Below are 16,348 nucleotides of genomic sequence, written 5' to 3'. Positions count from 1 at the left end.
TATGTTACAGTGGTTTTTTTGTTCTGTTAAAACTTGGATATTTGTGTTAAAACATAGATAGTATTATGTTTTTAATCGAATTGCTGAAGAATTGGTTAATGCAAAGTTGGAAAATTATTGGCCGGGTTTTGAACGTGTTGCATATGCATTATATGATAAGAGCAATGTTTATCTATTCAATCATCCTAAATTCAGTAACAATCCACCATGTACATATCATATTTTTAAGTGGGATGCCCAGTTTAATGCTGACACAATCATTATGTATGAAGAATATCCCACTGCAATTGTTAATATGGATCACTATAAGGAATATGAAGATTTGTTTTCAATGCTGGTTCATGAATTGTTTCACGGCTATCAATATATAAAGGATGAAAAACGGTTTCCCGATGAAATGATAGGGGTCACATATCCGTTGTCAAAAGAAAATGTGGAATTAAGAAATCAGGAACGAACAAATCTTTATCGTGCAATGTTGGAAAATAACCGTATTAAGAAGAAACAATACCTTAATGCCTTCATTGCCCTAAGGGAAAAAAGAGCAGCCAAGATTGAAGAGTACCTAACATATGAAAAATTGGTTGAAACCATTGAGGGACCTGCGTGGTATGTCGAATTGAAGGCTTACTCGGAAAAAAGCCCGCTTGATTACCATTCAGTTTAAAAAAAATATGCACAACAACTAACAAACAAATATGAATCTACTTCTCGTATTAGAAGAAGTTGTTATAGTTCCGGTTTATTTATGTGTTTGTTACTGGAGGAGCTTTCACCAGGCTGGATGGAAAGTTTTTTTGATAGAGAAGATACATTATATGACCTATTAAAACAGCAGTCCGGTGACTATATGGAGCATTCAATGGCTGATGTGAAAAAAAGTCCTGAAACAGAGGAAGTCATTAATTTTGCTATGGAAAAGAGAATGAAAGCATTTGAAGAGTTTAATAAACAAGCAGGCATTCATTTATATATTGAAGGGAAAATAACTGCAGTATCCTTCGACCCGATGAATATAATCCCATTAGAAGATAGACTTTTACATAAGAGCTTTATAAAAGTAAGAATGAACAATGAAGATTTTCTTATTCAAAAACCGGTTATTGCCCATGTCGATGATGGAATTCAAAACATAATTAAATTACATCTGATAGTAGAGAATGAACCCTCTGAAAACATTGATTCGCTTACAATTGATGGCATTGGAGAAATAAAGGGAAGATATAAGAAACAAGAAAATATCTTGCATGTACTTATTTAAAATGAATTTTATCTTAACTGGGTTTCAAGCATCATTCCCTTATTACTTTTTGCACCAAGAATTTTGGTTGAATTGAATGTCAGCCTATGTAAAAAAGCATCGAACCTCCCATTACAGGAAGTTCGATGCTTTTTTCTTTTACATTTCAGCTTCAATTTTCAAAGATGATTCTTCGCTGAACTGTTCTTTATCCAGGTCACCTGTTATTTTACTGGTCAGAATACCGGAAGTCATGCTTCCGCTGACATTCACAGCCGTTCTTCCCATATCGATCAATGGCTCGACGGAAATCAACAGTCCGGCCAAGGCGATTGGCAAGTTCATTGCAGATAATACGAGGATGGCAGCGAATGTTGCACCTCCGCCTACACCTGCAACCCCAAAGGAGCTAATGGCCACGATGGCAATCAACATGGCTATAAAGGAAGGCTCTAGTGGGTTGATTCCAACCGTTGGAGCGATCATGACCGCTAACATGGCCGGATAGATTCCGGCACAGCCGTTTTGACCGATCGACAAGCCGAAGGATCCGGCAAAGTTGGCAATACCTTCCGACACCCCTAGTTGTTTCTGTGTTTGGATGTTCAATGGCAGAGCTCCTGCACTTGTTCTTGAAGTGAAGGCAAACGATAATACTGGGAAAGCTTTTCTCAAATACACGATTGGATTCAATCCTGCAAGCGCCAGCAACAGTAAATGGATGAGGAACATGACAATCAGGGCGACATAAGAGGCACCTACGAATTTCCCCAATTTCAGGATGGCATCCAAATCACTCGTAGCTACAGTCTTCGTCATGATCGCCAAGATCCCGTATGGTGTTAAACGCAGGATCAATGTTACTACGCGCATGATGATGCTGTGCAATGTATCTACTATTTTAGCAAAAAATTCAGCATGTTCAGGCTGTTTCCTTTTGACCCCTAAATAGGCAATCCCAAGAAATGCAGCAAAAATTACAACGGAAATGGTTGATGTCGGACGTGCACCCGTTAAATCAAGGAACGGATTGGACGGAATCAATTCAAGAATTTGCTGCGGCATCGTTTTATCCTGAATTGTACCGTATGTTTCCGATATTTGATCTCCGCGGCTTAACTCCGCTTCCCCTTGCTCAATTTGAACGGCTTCCAAATTGAATACAGTTGCCGAAGTGATCCCGACAGCTGCTGCAATCGCAGTCGTTCCAAGCAGGATTCCGATAATCAGGACACTGATCTTTCCAATATTGCTAGTCAGTTTCAATCTTGTGAATGCCGATAAGATCGAAATGAAGACAAGCGGCATGACGATCATTTGCAGGAACTTCACATAGCCGGAACCCACAATGTTAAACCAATCGACCGACTTAACGATCGCTTCTGACTGAGGTTCATAGAAATACTGCAAAAGAAGTCCGAATACAATCCCTAAACCAAGTCCAGTAAAGACCCTTTTTGTAAAGGAAATATGCTTCTTATTCATGTAAAATAAAACGCCTAAAAGTACGAGCATTATGGCAAGATTTAAAAACACATAACCAATCATATATATTCCTCCTAATTCCGATTAACCAAATGAGAATAATGAATATCTGATGACTATGATACATCATCCGTTGATTTTTTACCAGAAGAAAATAATTTATTTTTGACTTTTCAAGTAATTCATGAATTTATCCATATTCATGGAATGAATAAGAAGTCACAAAAAAGAGGTATACATGAACCTTTCCCACTCTGGGATCTAGGGTTCAGTATACCTCTTGTAGGTAAAATTGCTATTTTTTCAAATCAATCACGATATCATCCAATACCAACTTTTTTGGAGCACTTCTTGGTTTTGTTGGGAAGGATGACACCTTTTCTTCACCATCTTCCGTTATGGTTACTTCTCCGTGGTTCTCTGAAGTGAAATTACGTAATGTTACATGTGGTGTCGCAATCAGTTGCGTAGCATCTGGATCGATTTTTTGAAATGTTTTGCTGAAGTTCAAATTATAAGAATCAATACCGCTTCCTCCGTTTTCTTGACCATCGTATACATTCCCTAAGTCATCTTTAATGGTCAACTTCACATTGGCTTCATCCCATTTGTTTTTGACTGAGTCGGACACTTCTTGATGATAATCAACCACAAAGGACATTGGCGAGATCGATAGTTTTTCGACGGATACTTTTACACCATGTTGATTCACACTTTTATTGACGAACCTCTCGTTACTTTCAGTTGCTTTTAGAGAGAAAGCAAAGTTCCAATTTCCTTTTATCTCTTTATCCATGTCGGTAATGCTAATCTTGTTTATATCCCAGTCTATATTTACTTTATCTACTTTAAGATCTTCTAAGTTACTAACCGTTAATAAGCCTACATATTTTTTATCAGCTACTTTTGAAATTCCATCCGATCCTCCTTGGGCTTTCATTTCTTTTATATTCGGGCTGGGAATAAGAAATGATCCGTCACCCAAATCTTCTTCGCTTTCAATAGTATAAGTGATGGTTACCGTTTTTCCGTCATAAATGGCGTCATTTATCGTGAAAGTAAGGCCATTGCTTTCTTCGGTAAAGCCAATTTCGTTAGAGTAGGCCTTATAATCACTATAAAGACCCTTTCCATTATTCTTGATATCATCGGAGAAACCTGAGTTTTCATTACTAAAATAGCTGAAAATATCCCCTATCAAAGGAATGCTTTTAGCAGAAGCGGTAAACGAGAATCCAATCGTTGCGGTGGATAACCCGAATATAATAGAAGCAGCCATAACATTCTTTTGCCAGCGTTTCATTTTTTTCTTTGTGCTTAATGATTTTTTTAGGGTCCTTTTGACTTTAGCTTTTTCTAGGTCGGTGACTTCCATTTCCTTAAATTCAGTTTCGTCTATGTCTATATCATTTAACAATTCATAAATATCCTTCATACGACACTGCCTCCTAACTTAAGATTCGTAGCTTTTTGACTTAGCTTCTTTTTTCCCCTATAAATTCGATTGTCTATTGATGCTTTGGTCAACCCGAGTTTTATCGAGATATCCTCATTTTTTAAACCAAGAAAGTACTTCATGATAAAAATATCCCGATCTACAGGTTCTAAAAGGTCAATTAACTGAAGCAGTTCTCTTCTGTCTTCCAGAATAATTAGTTCGTCTTCTGCAGATTTTTCTGGAACTACTTCTGTGTAACCTGATGTAAGCTCCATTTTCTTCATGGCTTTTCGGTAATAATCAATCGCTTTAAACTTAGCGATCGCACAAATCCATTTTCTGAAATCTTTTGTATCCCCATGGAACTTTTTTGAATGGTTCCATATTGAAAGAAAAATATCATTGATGCATTCTTCCATGACACCGTCGTTCTTAAGAGGAGAGAGAACCTTATATGTGACCCCCTTGATTAGTGGCAAATAGGTATCCACTATGAATTCCAATGCGTCTTCTTCTTGGCGTTGCAATCGCTTTATAAAATTTTTATCAGTAGACTTCATGACATGATTCCCCTTGTTTTTTTGTAAAAGCTTTTACACTTAATACAACGTGTGTAAAAAGATTTATTCTCAACAATCCTTGGATTTTTATAGAAGTTAGTCGGTATGATGATTCCATTCGCACTTGGAATGATATGGTATTGAGGGTATCAAATTTTGTCAGTATGCGACAGTGTTATCGATATAGACGGTATGTTGGTAAAATCGAACGATTATAAATAGATTCTTTAACAAAAACACTTGATTGCTATTAAAGACTGTTGAATGAAAAATTATTCTAAATATATTCATCAGGAAGGATAAGCCCTTGGTTTTCTTGAATGATATATCAGGCCGCACATGCTTAGCGTTTTTTTGAAAGGGTGAAAGAATGATGGATATATACATTGACAGACTTAATGAACGGGATGCACAAGCGTTATTTGCATTTGAATGCAATAATAGAAGGTTTTTCGAGCAAACGGTCCCAGGCCGTGGAGATGATTATTATAGCTTTGGAACGTTTGGAATCAGGCATAAGGAATTATTAAAAGAGCAAGAAGATGCTATCTCCTCTTTTTATTTGATTAAGGATGGTTCAGGCATGATCGTCGGCAGGATTAATCTTGTGGATATCGACCCGATTAAAGGGACGGCTCATGTCGGTTATAGAATCGGTGAAGCGTTTACGCAAAAAGGGATTGCGAATGAAGCTTTAAAGCTTTTGGTGAAGCTGGCGCCGGATTTGAATGTGACTCAAATACATGCCAAAACGACAAGCGACAATATCGCCTCCCAAAAGGTCTTGGTGAAAAACGGTTTTGAACGGATTTCGATTAATGAGGAAATTAGTGCGGATACGGGTCAAAAGCTGATATTCTACCATTATAGTAAGAACTTCTAAATCCATTTTCTTCTATTAAATAGACCGCATAAAGAGATGAAGAAATAATCTCAAGATATTTTCGCGGCAAAAGAGTTCATTTACTTAAAAGGAGAAAGGAGAATATAATATGATAGAAGGTTTATATGAAGCCCATTTACCCGTCAAGAACCTGGCCGCCTCAATGGATTTTTATAAGAAAATAGGCTTGAAACTAGCTTGGAGGGATGAAGATACTGCCTTCTTTTGGATCGAGGAAAACAAAAGCTGGGTTGGTCTGTGGGAAGGGAAGGAATATCGAACTCCATACCACCCTTCACTAAGACATATCGCCTTTCGGGTATCTTATGAAAATATGAAAAATGCGTTAACTTGGCTCCAATCCCTGAAAATTGAAGTCGTCCCTTTTGGAAAAAGGACATCTATTGAACCTTTTGTGCGCCCGCACCAAGGTAACGCTTCCGTCTATTTTAATGACCCGGATGGAAATAGTCTCGAACTTATGTGTTCGATAAAAGTTCCTGATGCATATAAGCATATGACAGAAAAACTTTCACTTGCAGAATGGGAAGAACTATTAACTCAATACGGAAAGGCTTAGGACATAAATATAGATGTTTAAAATTAGAGTGAACTTATTAACTCAAATGACATTACTAATCATATTCGTTGTTTTTATCAGTACCTTACTTGTGAGCATTCTATTCTCTACACTGCTGGAAGACATCGTCGAAAACCATATGGGTAAGCAAGCAATGACGGTGGCCAAATTAGCGGCTCAAAATCCAACAATCATCCAGGGATTTAACGATGAACAGCCCTCAGAGGTGATTCAACCCGTATCAGAAATGATTCGTCAAACAACAGGTGCAGATTATGTAACCATTGCGAACCATAAAGGACTTCGATACTCTCATCCTAATCCAGAATATATTGGGAAGCCTACGGCTACTAGTAATGATGCAGTACTCAATGAACACAAATCTATTATTTATCAAGGAAATGGGATATCGGGGCCAGCGATTAAAGCTAAGGCTCCTATCTGGAATGATAAAGGGGAAGTTATCGGTGTTTCATCTGTAGGGTTTTTGGTAGAGAATGTGCAAGATCAACTATCCAATTATAAAATGAAGATTATTCATTTGTCACTTATCCCGATCAGTGTAGGAATCGTATGGGCAATATTTATAGCGCGACGCTTAAAAAAGCTTATATTAGGTCTGGAGCCTGAGGAAATTTCTTTTCTTTTTCAAGAAAGGGAAGCGACACTTGATGCCATCCGATATGCTACCATTACGATTAATATTGAAAAACAGGTTACTTCCATGAATAAAAGAGCACGTGAATTGTTTCATGATCATCAGCTTATGGTGGGAAAGCGAGTTGTAAATGGGCATTTAGAAAAACTCATCAAAATGGTAATCAGCACAAAAGTGGGACAGTTCAATCGTAAGTTACTTTTAGGCCAACAGCTATACATTTTGGATTTATCCCCAATCCTAAATCATAATGACGTCAGGGGTATCGTTTTAACAATAAGAACAGTATCAGAAATTGAACAATTAACTAATGAATTTTCAGAAATCAAGGCCTTTTCAGAAAATATGCGTGCACAAAATCATGAGTTTTTAAATAAATTAAATACCATTTATGGATTACTTAGTTTAAAACAGTATGAAAGGGCAATGAACATCATCTCTTCTGAAGTGAGAGAGAGGCAAGATATCATTTCGTTTCTTATGTCATCGGTTAAAGACCCTTTAATCGCCGCCTGTTTACTTGGAAAGATAAACCGTTCAAAAGAATTGCAGGTTATTTTAGAAATAGAACAGGAAAGCAATTTAAACAGTACATTAAAACCTGAGGATTCTCATCACTTGGTTTCCGTTATTGGTAATGTCATCGATAATGCGATGGAGGCAGCACGGCAAAAGAACAAAAATAAGGGAAAGGTCAAAGTTTCGTTTACGGATTTAGGAAACGAAATCATATTTGATATCGAGGATAACGGTCCAGGTATCCCTCATGCAATGGAAGATATTATTTTTACAGATGGTTATACGACTAAAAATGGGGAAAATCATGGGATCGGCTTGGCCATTGTAAAAAACTCCATTGGTCTTTTAAGCGGTGAAATTTATATTGATCGCAGTTATTTGGGGGGAGCAAGATTTACAATCGTCTTCCCGAAGGATATAAAAGCAGAAAAGGAGGCGTGAGAATGTCCAAAGGACCTATTACAGTTGTCATTGTTGAAGATGACGAGAATGCAGTGAATATATATAAACAATTTACGAATCAACTAGATCAATTTACTGTCATAGCTACAGCTAGCACAGGCAAGCAAGCGCTGAATATATTGCATGCCGCACAACCGGACTTAATTTTATTGGATATCTTTTTACCTGATATGAATGGAATTGACCTTCTTCGGGAAATTAGGAGGAAATACCGGGGGATTGATGTAATTCTGATCACCGCCGCGAATGATACCGAAACAGTCAGTGAAGCGATTAGGGGAGGGGCTTTTGGTTACCTTATAAAACCGATCATTATCGATAAGCTTCTTGCGACACTCAACCAATACGACCTGACGAGACGGCAGCTGCATAATAGCAGCTTAGTAAATCAAGATAAAGTGGATACTCTTTTTCGGACCATAAGTAATTCAAATACAGCAAATGATGTCCAAATAAATTCTCTTCCCAAGGGAATTGACAAACATACCTTGAAAATGGTCAGAAGCAAGATTCAAAACATCAATGGCAGTTTAAACGCTGATGAACTAGGTCAACTCGTTGGAATTAGTTATTCAACCATGCGCAGATACCTGGAGTATTTAGTTTCCTGTAATGAAATGGAAGTTGAGGTTTTGTATGGCGGTGTAGGAAGGCCTGAAAGAAAATATAAAATAAAACACATGTAAATCCCAGTTGATGAAATTCGTTTTCATCAATGGGGTTTTTTCTTTTTTAGGCGTGAAAAAAATGAAAAAAACTCTTATTACTTTCTTTATATGTGAATAAGGCTTAATGGATGATAGTCTCTAAAGAAAGCGCTATCAAAACAAGATGGTGATAAACAGAAGGGGGCTTGAAGATGTTATCCATTTTAGGATTTTCCATGATTGCAGTATTCATGTATTTAATTATGTCGAAGCGACTATCGGCACTAGTGGCCATTATGCTCGTTCCAATCATATTTGGAGTGATTGGAGGATTTTTTACAGAGCTGGGACCCATGATGCAGGATGGTGTTGAAGGTATAGCTTCAACAGCCATAATGATTTTGTTTGCGATTTTATATTTTGGAATAATGATAGATTCCGGTTTATTTGATCCTCTTATTTCTAAAATATTGAAAATAGTAAAAGGAGATCCATTAAAAATAGTTTTAGGAACCGCTATTCTCTCAATGACCGTCGCATTAGATGGGGACGGGACAACTACTTACATCATTACTGTCTCAGCACTTTTACCCCTTTATAAGCGTCTGGGCATGAACAAAATAATATTAGCCACTGTAGCCATGTTATCTATGGGTGTAATGAATATGACACCGTGGGGGGGAGCTTCCGCTATGGCGATGGCCTCGTTGAACCTTGACGCATCGGAATTGTTCCTGCCGATGATTCCTGTCATGGGATTTGGCCTAATTTGGGTTCTTGTCGTGGCTTTTATATTGGGAAAAGGGGAACGAAAGAGATTGGGCGTAGTGGAGATCCAGCATAATCACACTAATGAAATGAATTCGGAGGCCAATTCCGAGTTAGCGGCAACAACGGTCTCCCGTGATTATCGCAGACCGAAATTGGTCTGGTTCAACTTCATTTTAACGATTGTGCTCATGGCATCATTAATCATTGATTTTATGTCTTTGACCATTTTATTCATGATTGCTTTCGCCGTTGCGTTATTGGTCAATTATCCTGATTTGAAAGATCAGCAGGATAGAATCGCCGTTCATTCGAAAAATGCATTGGCCGTCGTTTCAATTGTCATTGCAGCCGGGATTTTTACCGGCATCATGTCTGGAACGAAAATGATTGATGCAATGGCCATTACGTTGGTCTCATTAATCCCGGAATCTTTCGGACCATTTTTACCGGTTATTGTTGCGTATGCCAGTGCCCCTTTTACTTTCTTTATGTCAAATAATGCATTCTATTTTGGCGTACTTCCTATTATCGCACAAGCCGCTGATGCTTATGGAATTAGCGCGGCAGAAATAGGGCGCGCTTCATTAATAGGGCAGCCGATACACGTATTGAGTCCTTTGGTAGCCGCAGCACATTTGCTAATAGGTTTAGTTGGCACTGACTTCGGGGATCTACAGCGGTTCGCCGTGAAATGGGCATTAGGGACTGTCACTGTTATGACAATAGCCGCGATAATCTTGGGAGTCATTTAGTAAAAGGGATGGTTACTCTATCTTGCAGATCGATATTTTAAAATTGGAGGATTTTCAATGTGGATCATCACACTCTATAAAAGCAGAGGTATTGTAATGTATGAATTTGAAACAGAACAAGCAGCAAGGGAAGTTTTCTGTAATATTCGGGGCAATAAGGTTCTTTCAGAAGTTATTTACTTTAATGACCCAGGTTTAGCATAATGATAGCAATGAATAGTAGGGTGTTTAATAAAAGGTTATTGCAAACGAAAAATGGAACTTTACAAAATATGCATGATTAAAACACAAATCATGGGAGTGTCCTTCAAGACCATGCATTTCATTGTTTACCCCTAAAAGCTAAGGCTTTATTGGGGTTTTTCTGTTGCTCTAGACGCTTTTAACAATGATTCTTGTGGTAATCTTCGCCAGATTCATGACAGTATGCAGTCTCGTATCATTTAAAGATTGTTGGGGCAAAAGGGGATCTAAATAATTTACGACGGCTTTTAGGTGATAATCACCCATTTCAGGTAAAGATTTATTGATCGCTTCACCAGGGCTAAAAGGACCTTTTGTCAGAAATATAGAACCGATTTGATGATAACCACCCAAACAAGCATCGATACCAAAAATAAAGGGATTTTTAAATTGCTTTTTAATTTCTTTCAAAACACTTTTCAAATTAAGGGCGTGAACAGGATCTGCGAGAGTTCCGAAGACATGATAAGGGACTTGATTTTCTCTAAGCATCGTCCCTACTAAAGGCCCGAATGAATCTCCTGTGGAACGATCTGATCCAATACATAAAAAGATGATCTCTTTGGACGTTGGCCGAAGAATTCTTGCGATTTGAAAAGATATTTCGTCTATTTCACCAACTGCATTTGTATCCAACGTATAGTTGCAATCCTGCATTTCTTTTTTTGTCTCCCCTTTTTTCCTGCCATCAAAAGGATACATGTCTACACCCCCTAGAGTACTGTGATTTTGAATAAATTATAACATGATTAATAATTCTTCAAAATGTAATGGAAATCACTTGCTTCCCTCTAATGATTAATTTCATATTTTCAGTTCTGCAATAAACCTCGAGCAATAAAACAACAGCCATATCAAGTGGATTACCATTTCTTGTTTATTTGTATTTTGTTAATATATAGATTAATTGGGATTTTTGATAAAATAGTAAAAACTAAAAAATCTACTAGTATGAAACGATTGGTTTTATAGAAGGAAGTGTAAGTATTGTTTAATCAATTAACGAATACCGATAATATTCTTAATCATTTACGTGCAGACTGTGAGAATTGTTTTGGTTTGTGCTGTGTAGCATTGCCTTATGCAAAATCCGCTGATTTTGCATTTGATAAAGATGGAGGTACACCATGTTCAAACCTGCAATCGGATTATCGTTGCGGCATCCATGAAAATCTCAGAGCAAAAGGCTTTCGAGGCTGCACGGTATATGAATGCTTCGGTGCCGGTCAAAAGGTATCCCAACTCACTTATGATGGAAACGACTGGAGGAACAACCCAGAGTCAGCAAAGGAAATGTTCGATGTATTTCCCATTATGCAACAACTTCATGAAATGCTTTGCTACTTAAATGAAGCACTGAATTTAGAAGATGCGCAACCTCTTCACCGAGAATTGCAGGCCGCTTTTGAAGACACGGAATATCTCACTAAGCAAAGTCCAAAGTCTATCATGGACCTGAATGTACCAGCTCATAGAGCGATCGTTAATGATTTACTTCTGCGCACAAGTGAACTGGTACGTGCAAAGGTTTCATTTAAGAAAAATAAAAAAAAGCAGAACAAAATAGGTAGGGGAAGTGACCTGATCGGTGCAAAATTGAGAGGTGCTGACCTTAGGGGAGCGAACTTAAGAGGAGCTTTGCTTATTGCATCTGACCTCAGAGAAGCCGACATGAGAGTGACGGATCTTATCGGTGCCGACTTTAGGGACGCTGATTTAAGCGGTGCCGATCTCACCGGAAGCTTCTTTATCACACAAGCACAGATTAACTCGGCTAAAGGCGACACAAAGACAAAATTACCGCTTTCATTAAGCATTCCCGATCATTGGAGGTAGAGGTATAGCCAAGATCGGAGCGAGATTTCATGCAGAGCAAACGCTTTACGAATAAGAAAATTGTTTAATTCACGAGTAAATGGCGGAAATCCACGAGTAAATGGCGGAAATCCACGAGTAAAAGGCGGAAATTCACGAGTAAAAGCGCTAAACTCACGAGTAAATGCGCCAAATTCACGAATAAAAGCGTAAAATTGCTTTAATCCGAAGCTTTTACAAAGATTGAACTCTGATTAACATGCGATTCTTCATCAGGAAGGATCGTCTTTTAAAATTGGGCGGGAAATTTTCATTTTCCATTTGACTCTGACGTTGCGTAATACCTTAATGTAAATGATATCGAAAGGAGGTAAGAAGCAGTGGCAATGAAAGTGAAGGAGCTAGCGGATTTGGTTGGCATAAGTGTGCGGACACTGCATTATTATGATGAAATCGGGTTATTATCGCCAGAGGAAATAACCGATGCAGGTTATCGCCTTTATTCGAATGATAATCTTGAGATGTTGCAGCAAATCCTTTTTTTCAGGGAACTCGGCATGCCTTTAAAGGAAATAAAACAAATGATAAGCAGCTCTTCGTTTGATAAACAAGATGCGTTAAAGCAACATCAAAAAATGTTACTGGAGAAACGCAGTCAGCTCGATAAATTAATTAAGACGGTCGAAAAATCGATTAGGCATATGAAAGGGGAAATTCAAATGACGAATAAAGAAAAATTTGAAGGATTTGACTTCAGTCAGAATCCATATGAAGAAGAAGCTCGCAAGCTTTGGGGGGATAAAGCTGTCGATGAGTCGAAGGCTAAAGTGGCGGGCATGTCCAAAGATGCACAGAAAGTCGTATCGGAGATCTATTTAAAACTTGCGTCAATCCGAAATGCTTCGCCAAAGTCGGAGGAGGCACAGGAGGCAATTAAAGAATGGTATGATTGTTTGAACAATAACTTCGGCACATACTCGCTGGATGCTTTCAAAGGATTAGGTCAAATGTACATGGACGATCAACGCTTCACCAAAAATATCGACCAATATGGTGAAGGATTGGCAAAATTCATGTGTGATGCGATGGGGCACTTTGCTGATGCTAACAAAAATTAAATCTCAAGATAGAGAAATTTCATGATGGAAGGTTGCTGCGGCAACCTTCTAATTTTGTGTCAGGCAATATCCAACCGCTATGGCCTGTACCCGTATGAAAAACTGAATATGAAAATGAAAAGTAAAAAAAGGGCCAATGATGGAATGAAACTAACTATCACCCATCCCTTCGCTTCCTTACTTTTCACACTTGTGAACCATTTAAAATAAATGAACAGGAGAATTATTAAAAAGACCATAAATAATAATCAGTCATAGTGTCAACCCAGGCTGAATTTTTATCCCAGTAGGCGTCAGGCACAGGGGTAATATTTTCATACGGTTTATCGATTTTATTTTTTGTGGTAATGAAGATATAGGAAACGACAATGGAGGCTTTTACCAACCAGGGTAAGAATCTATTGGAAATGACTATTAAAAAGATGAGAGCCAGAAACACGAATAATTCGATGTATAGCTCCAAAATAAAAACACCTCCATTTTATATAGTATAATGATTATGTAAAAATTCCCATTATAATATTGTAGACTGCGAGGTGCTGGTTAAAATGGAACTTTGGAAAATGAGTCAAAAGGTATCGGAGCTAAGCGATGTGATTCCTTATTATTTTTTTAGTCTAGTCTTTTCCTGTCTGTCGCTTTCCACGGTGTTGGTTATATTTAGCTTCGGTACCTGGGGGGGGCTTGGCCTTATCGTGTTTTCTTTTTATGTTGTTATCCCTTATTTATTATTTGCTGTTCCCGTACAGGTCCTTTTCAATAATCATCCTAAAAAATTCAGTTTAATTTATTTTTGCCTTTATATTTTTTTCTCTTTGCTGGCTGTATTCATTTATAGTTCGGTGCTTAATTTTGACTTCGGTATGGATGTTTTAACTACAAAGAATTACTATGCAATAAGCCTTTCTGCGGCACTGTTTTTTTGGTTTTGGGACTCGGTCTTTTTACAAAAAGATAGCTCTGCATCATAAAAAGGGACCTTCAGACTGTAGACAAATTTGAACTTTGATTTCCTCTCAAGGCACTCGCTTTCCGCGGGCGGTCCGGGAGCCTCCTCGGCGCCTTTGCGCCTGCGGGGTCTCCCCTGGACGCGCTTTTCCCGCAGGAGTCTCGCACCTTCCGTTTCATCAACTTTGATTTTAGATAGAACCCCTTTTGTCTACAAACAGAAGGGACCAGATGAATGGTCCCTTCCCGACATTATTTCTTTAGCAAGTTTACGATTTCTTTAGCTTTTTCTAATGTAACTCCTTCAATGATACTGTTATTTTTTCGAACAGCCGTACCGAAATGATAGTGACCGGTATGCAGTTCGGAATGGATAGAAAGGATATTATCCTTATTTAGGCCGCTTCCAACCAGTATCGCTATGTCGCCGCAGACTCTTTTCATTTGTTGAATGGTTTTCATGCGGCTGGGGAAATCCCCATGACCACCTGAGGTCAATACCGTTGTGATTTCTGGATATTGTGCTAGCATTTCAGCTGAAATGACTGGGTCGTTTGTTTCATCGATGGCTCGGTGGAATGTAATCTCCAAACCATCACATACCGTCAATAGTTCTTCGAGGAATACTCGATTTATCTCATTTTTTTCGTTTAATGTACCCATTACGACCCCGTTGGCCCCCAGTGATCGAATGATTTCGATATCTTTTTTCATGATTTCCAAATCATTTTGCGTATAACAAAACGACTGGCTATGAGGCCTTACCATCACGTTGACTGGTATCTTTACTGAATTGACGACAGCTTCTATCAGGGCGTGGCTGGGAGTTAATCCCCCCTCGGCTAGAGAACTGACAAGCTCGATTCGGTCAGCGCCCGATTCTTCGATTATAAGGGCATCTTCTATCGTTGTGGCAATGAATTCAATGTACATTGGATTTTCCTTTCCTGCATGCAAGTGTTATATGAATATTAAATCCATTAAGAATAGTAAAGTCAATTCATTAATAGATAGTTTTCCCTAGCTTTCCTCAAATGGAATATCTTTATTTCACTATTTATGAAACGAAATGAACATTCAAACGTATAAAAAAAGAATATATTAAATGGTATATTTGAAAGTGGAATGTTCGGCAGGGTAATTAAATGAAATCATCATGACGGAGGTTATTTAATTGGATAAAGAAAGTAAGGAAATAAAGAAATCGAGGTTTTACAAAGTAGGGATGGGATTCCTGATCATTTCCCTTCTCACTTGGATCATTCCTGTCGTAGCTCCTTTTACGCCATTTTCGACTGCGGTTAAAGCGGGGGTCATAACAGGTGCAATCGTCTTTGCGGAAGTCATGTTTTGGGCAGGCGCACTTTTGGTCGGGAAAGAAGTGGCTGCTAAATATAAAGGTTATTTAAACCCGAAAAATTGGAGAAAAGAAAAAGGATGAAGCTCCATGGAAACTGAGTTGTTGAAAGTTTTCGATTCCGATCGCATTCAAACCGGCGTAGCTTCGCGTGAGGAAGTACATAGATTGGGACATTGGCATGAGGTTTTCCATTGCTGGTTCGCAAGTTCGGAAGCGGACGTGGATTACCTGTACCTTCAGCATCGTTGTGCGATGAAAAAAGATTATCCGAATCTATTGGATATTACGGCTGCCGGTCATTTACTGTCTCATGAAACGGTATACGACGGAGTCAGGGAGATTAAAGAAGAAATAGGCATTGACGTTTCCTTTGACGAGTTGGTTCCATTAGGGATCATTGAATACCATCAAACGAAAGAGAATTTCATCGATAAAGAACTGGCAAATGTCTTTCTGTATGAAAGTGTACATAGCTTCGATGATTTCAACCTGCAGCCAGAAGAGGTTTCCGGGATGGTGAAGGTTGTGCTGAATGACTTCGAAGAGCTTTGGACCGGAGCGAAGGACAAAGTGAATATTAAGGGATTTGAAATGAATCACGAAGGCCGTAGGATGATGATCGATCGATTTGTTGGACGGGATGATTTCGTTCCGCATGATCGTTCTTATTATGAAAGCACCATTAGATTGATTAGAGAAAACCTCGCTTAATGAAAATAAAGCCCCGACAAAACGATTCGAGTTTTGATGGGGCTTTTCTTTTTCTTGAAAAAAACATTAAGTACATCGACCTGTATCCTTACCGATCAACGTAGCGCCTATTGGCTCGTTTTGTCTCAGCTCGATACGCATAAGTCCTTAGTTGTTAC

Annotated in this window: 19 protein-coding genes; 13 read left to right on the top strand and 6 right to left on the bottom strand. The window is 38.4% G+C overall.

What is annotated here, in order from left to right; translation table 11 throughout:
- The first annotated feature begins 106 nt into the window (after positions 1–106).
- Both ACIQZD_RS05040 and ACIQZD_RS05035 read left to right on the top strand, forming a co-directional pair.
- Complete coding sequence (locus tag ACIQZD_RS05040; RefSeq protein ID WP_402898907.1) at positions 107–667, top strand: hypothetical protein; 561 nt, start codon at positions 107–109, stop codon at positions 665–667.
- 117 nt (positions 668–784) lie between these two features.
- Positions 785–1,261, top strand: a complete 477-nt coding sequence (locus ACIQZD_RS05035) for a hypothetical protein (protein WP_402898903.1) — start codon at positions 785–787, stop codon at positions 1,259–1,261.
- A gap of 138 nt (positions 1,262–1,399) precedes the next feature.
- On the opposite strand, the gene ACIQZD_RS05030 is transcribed toward ACIQZD_RS05035, so the two are convergent.
- The 3 genes from ACIQZD_RS05030 to ACIQZD_RS05020 form a co-directional block, all read right to left on the bottom strand.
- The gene (locus ACIQZD_RS05030; RefSeq protein ID WP_402898900.1) at positions 1,400–2,788 is read right to left on the bottom strand and encodes an L-cystine transporter; all 1,389 of its coding nucleotides are present in this window, start codon (positions 2,786–2,788) and stop codon (positions 1,400–1,402) included.
- Between the two features lie 232 nt (positions 2,789–3,020).
- The gene (locus ACIQZD_RS05025; protein ID WP_402898895.1) at positions 3,021–4,160 is read right to left on the bottom strand and encodes a DUF4179 domain-containing protein; all 1,140 of its coding nucleotides are present in this window, start codon (positions 4,158–4,160) and stop codon (positions 3,021–3,023) included.
- The gene (locus ACIQZD_RS05020) at positions 4,157–4,723 is read right to left on the bottom strand and encodes a sigma-70 family RNA polymerase sigma factor (RefSeq protein ID WP_402898891.1); all 567 of its coding nucleotides are present in this window, start codon (positions 4,721–4,723) and stop codon (positions 4,157–4,159) included. Before ACIQZD_RS05020 ends, ACIQZD_RS05025 begins: the two co-directional genes overlap by 4 nt.
- A gap of 373 nt (positions 4,724–5,096) precedes the next feature.
- Between ACIQZD_RS05020 and ACIQZD_RS05015 the strand changes: the two genes are divergently transcribed.
- The 6 genes from ACIQZD_RS05015 to ACIQZD_RS04990 all read left to right on the top strand — a co-directional run bounded on the left by ACIQZD_RS05015 (position 5,097) and on the right by ACIQZD_RS04990 (position 10,199).
- Entirely contained in the window at positions 5,097–5,606 is a 510-nt protein-coding gene (locus tag ACIQZD_RS05015) for a GNAT family N-acetyltransferase (RefSeq protein WP_402899946.1), read from the top strand.
- 109 nt (positions 5,607–5,715) lie between these two features.
- Positions 5,716–6,186 carry a VOC family protein gene (locus ACIQZD_RS05010; protein WP_402898886.1) on the top strand — a complete coding sequence of 157 codons (471 nt, stop codon included), beginning with the start codon at positions 5,716–5,718 and terminating at the stop codon, positions 6,184–6,186.
- A gap of 13 nt (positions 6,187–6,199) precedes the next feature.
- The gene (locus ACIQZD_RS05005) at positions 6,200–7,804 is read left to right on the top strand and encodes an ATP-binding protein (RefSeq protein ID WP_402898883.1); all 1,605 of its coding nucleotides are present in this window, start codon (positions 6,200–6,202) and stop codon (positions 7,802–7,804) included.
- Positions 7,805–7,806: 2 nt separating this feature from the next.
- A complete protein-coding gene (locus ACIQZD_RS05000) occupies positions 7,807–8,511 on the top strand; it encodes a response regulator (protein WP_402898880.1) in 705 nt (234 codons plus the stop codon).
- 173 nt (positions 8,512–8,684) lie between these two features.
- Entirely contained in the window at positions 8,685–9,995 is a 1,311-nt protein-coding gene (locus ACIQZD_RS04995; RefSeq protein WP_101223119.1) for a CitMHS family transporter, read from the top strand.
- A gap of 57 nt (positions 9,996–10,052) precedes the next feature.
- Positions 10,053–10,199, top strand: coding sequence for a hypothetical protein (locus ACIQZD_RS04990; protein ID WP_202190584.1), 147 nt, complete (start codon positions 10,053–10,055; stop codon positions 10,197–10,199).
- A gap of 168 nt (positions 10,200–10,367) precedes the next feature.
- On the opposite strand, the gene yyaC is transcribed toward ACIQZD_RS04990, so the two are convergent.
- Entirely contained in the window at positions 10,368–10,940 is a 573-nt protein-coding gene (yyaC, locus tag ACIQZD_RS04985) for a spore protease YyaC (protein ID WP_402898875.1), read from the bottom strand.
- Between the two features lie 285 nt (positions 10,941–11,225).
- Between yyaC and ACIQZD_RS04980 the strand changes: the two genes are divergently transcribed.
- Positions 11,226–12,074, top strand: a complete 849-nt coding sequence (locus ACIQZD_RS04980; protein WP_402898872.1) for a pentapeptide repeat-containing protein — start codon at positions 11,226–11,228, stop codon at positions 12,072–12,074.
- 359 nt (positions 12,075–12,433) lie between these two features.
- Positions 12,434–13,171: a MerR family transcriptional regulator gene (locus ACIQZD_RS04975; RefSeq protein WP_402898869.1), complete on the top strand. Its 738-nt coding sequence runs from the start codon at positions 12,434–12,436 to the stop codon at positions 13,169–13,171.
- 226 nt (positions 13,172–13,397) lie between these two features.
- Here ACIQZD_RS04975 and ACIQZD_RS04970 read toward each other — a convergent pair whose 3' ends face one another.
- Positions 13,398–13,634: a hypothetical protein gene (locus ACIQZD_RS04970; protein ID WP_402898866.1), complete on the bottom strand. Its 237-nt coding sequence runs from the start codon at positions 13,632–13,634 to the stop codon at positions 13,398–13,400.
- Positions 13,635–13,719: 85 nt separating this feature from the next.
- On the opposite strand from ACIQZD_RS04970, the gene ACIQZD_RS04965 reads away from it, so the two are divergent.
- Positions 13,720–14,142: a UPF0715 family protein gene (locus ACIQZD_RS04965; RefSeq protein WP_402898863.1), complete on the top strand. Its 423-nt coding sequence runs from the start codon at positions 13,720–13,722 to the stop codon at positions 14,140–14,142.
- A gap of 229 nt (positions 14,143–14,371) precedes the next feature.
- Here ACIQZD_RS04965 and ACIQZD_RS04960 read toward each other — a convergent pair whose 3' ends face one another.
- Positions 14,372–15,052: a copper homeostasis protein CutC gene (locus ACIQZD_RS04960; protein ID WP_402898860.1), complete on the bottom strand. Its 681-nt coding sequence runs from the start codon at positions 15,050–15,052 to the stop codon at positions 14,372–14,374.
- A 241-nt stretch (positions 15,053–15,293) separates the two neighbouring features.
- Here ACIQZD_RS04960 and ACIQZD_RS04955 point away from each other — a divergent pair, with 241 nt between their 5' ends.
- Both ACIQZD_RS04955 and ACIQZD_RS04950 read left to right on the top strand, forming a co-directional pair.
- The gene (locus ACIQZD_RS04955) at positions 15,294–15,560 is read left to right on the top strand and encodes a transporter suffix domain-containing protein (RefSeq protein ID WP_230176643.1); all 267 of its coding nucleotides are present in this window, start codon (positions 15,294–15,296) and stop codon (positions 15,558–15,560) included.
- A 6-nt stretch (positions 15,561–15,566) separates the two neighbouring features.
- Positions 15,567–16,190, top strand: coding sequence for an NUDIX hydrolase (locus ACIQZD_RS04950; protein ID WP_402898857.1), 624 nt, complete (start codon positions 15,567–15,569; stop codon positions 16,188–16,190).
- Positions 16,191–16,348 lie beyond the last annotated feature (158 nt).

It is taken from the genome of Peribacillus sp. NPDC096447, assembly GCF_044762725.1.
GTDB lineage: Bacteria > Bacillota > Bacilli > Bacillales > DSM-1321 > Peribacillus.
Note: the sequence above shows the minus strand (reverse complement) of the source record. Positions and strands in the feature narration are given on the sequence as shown.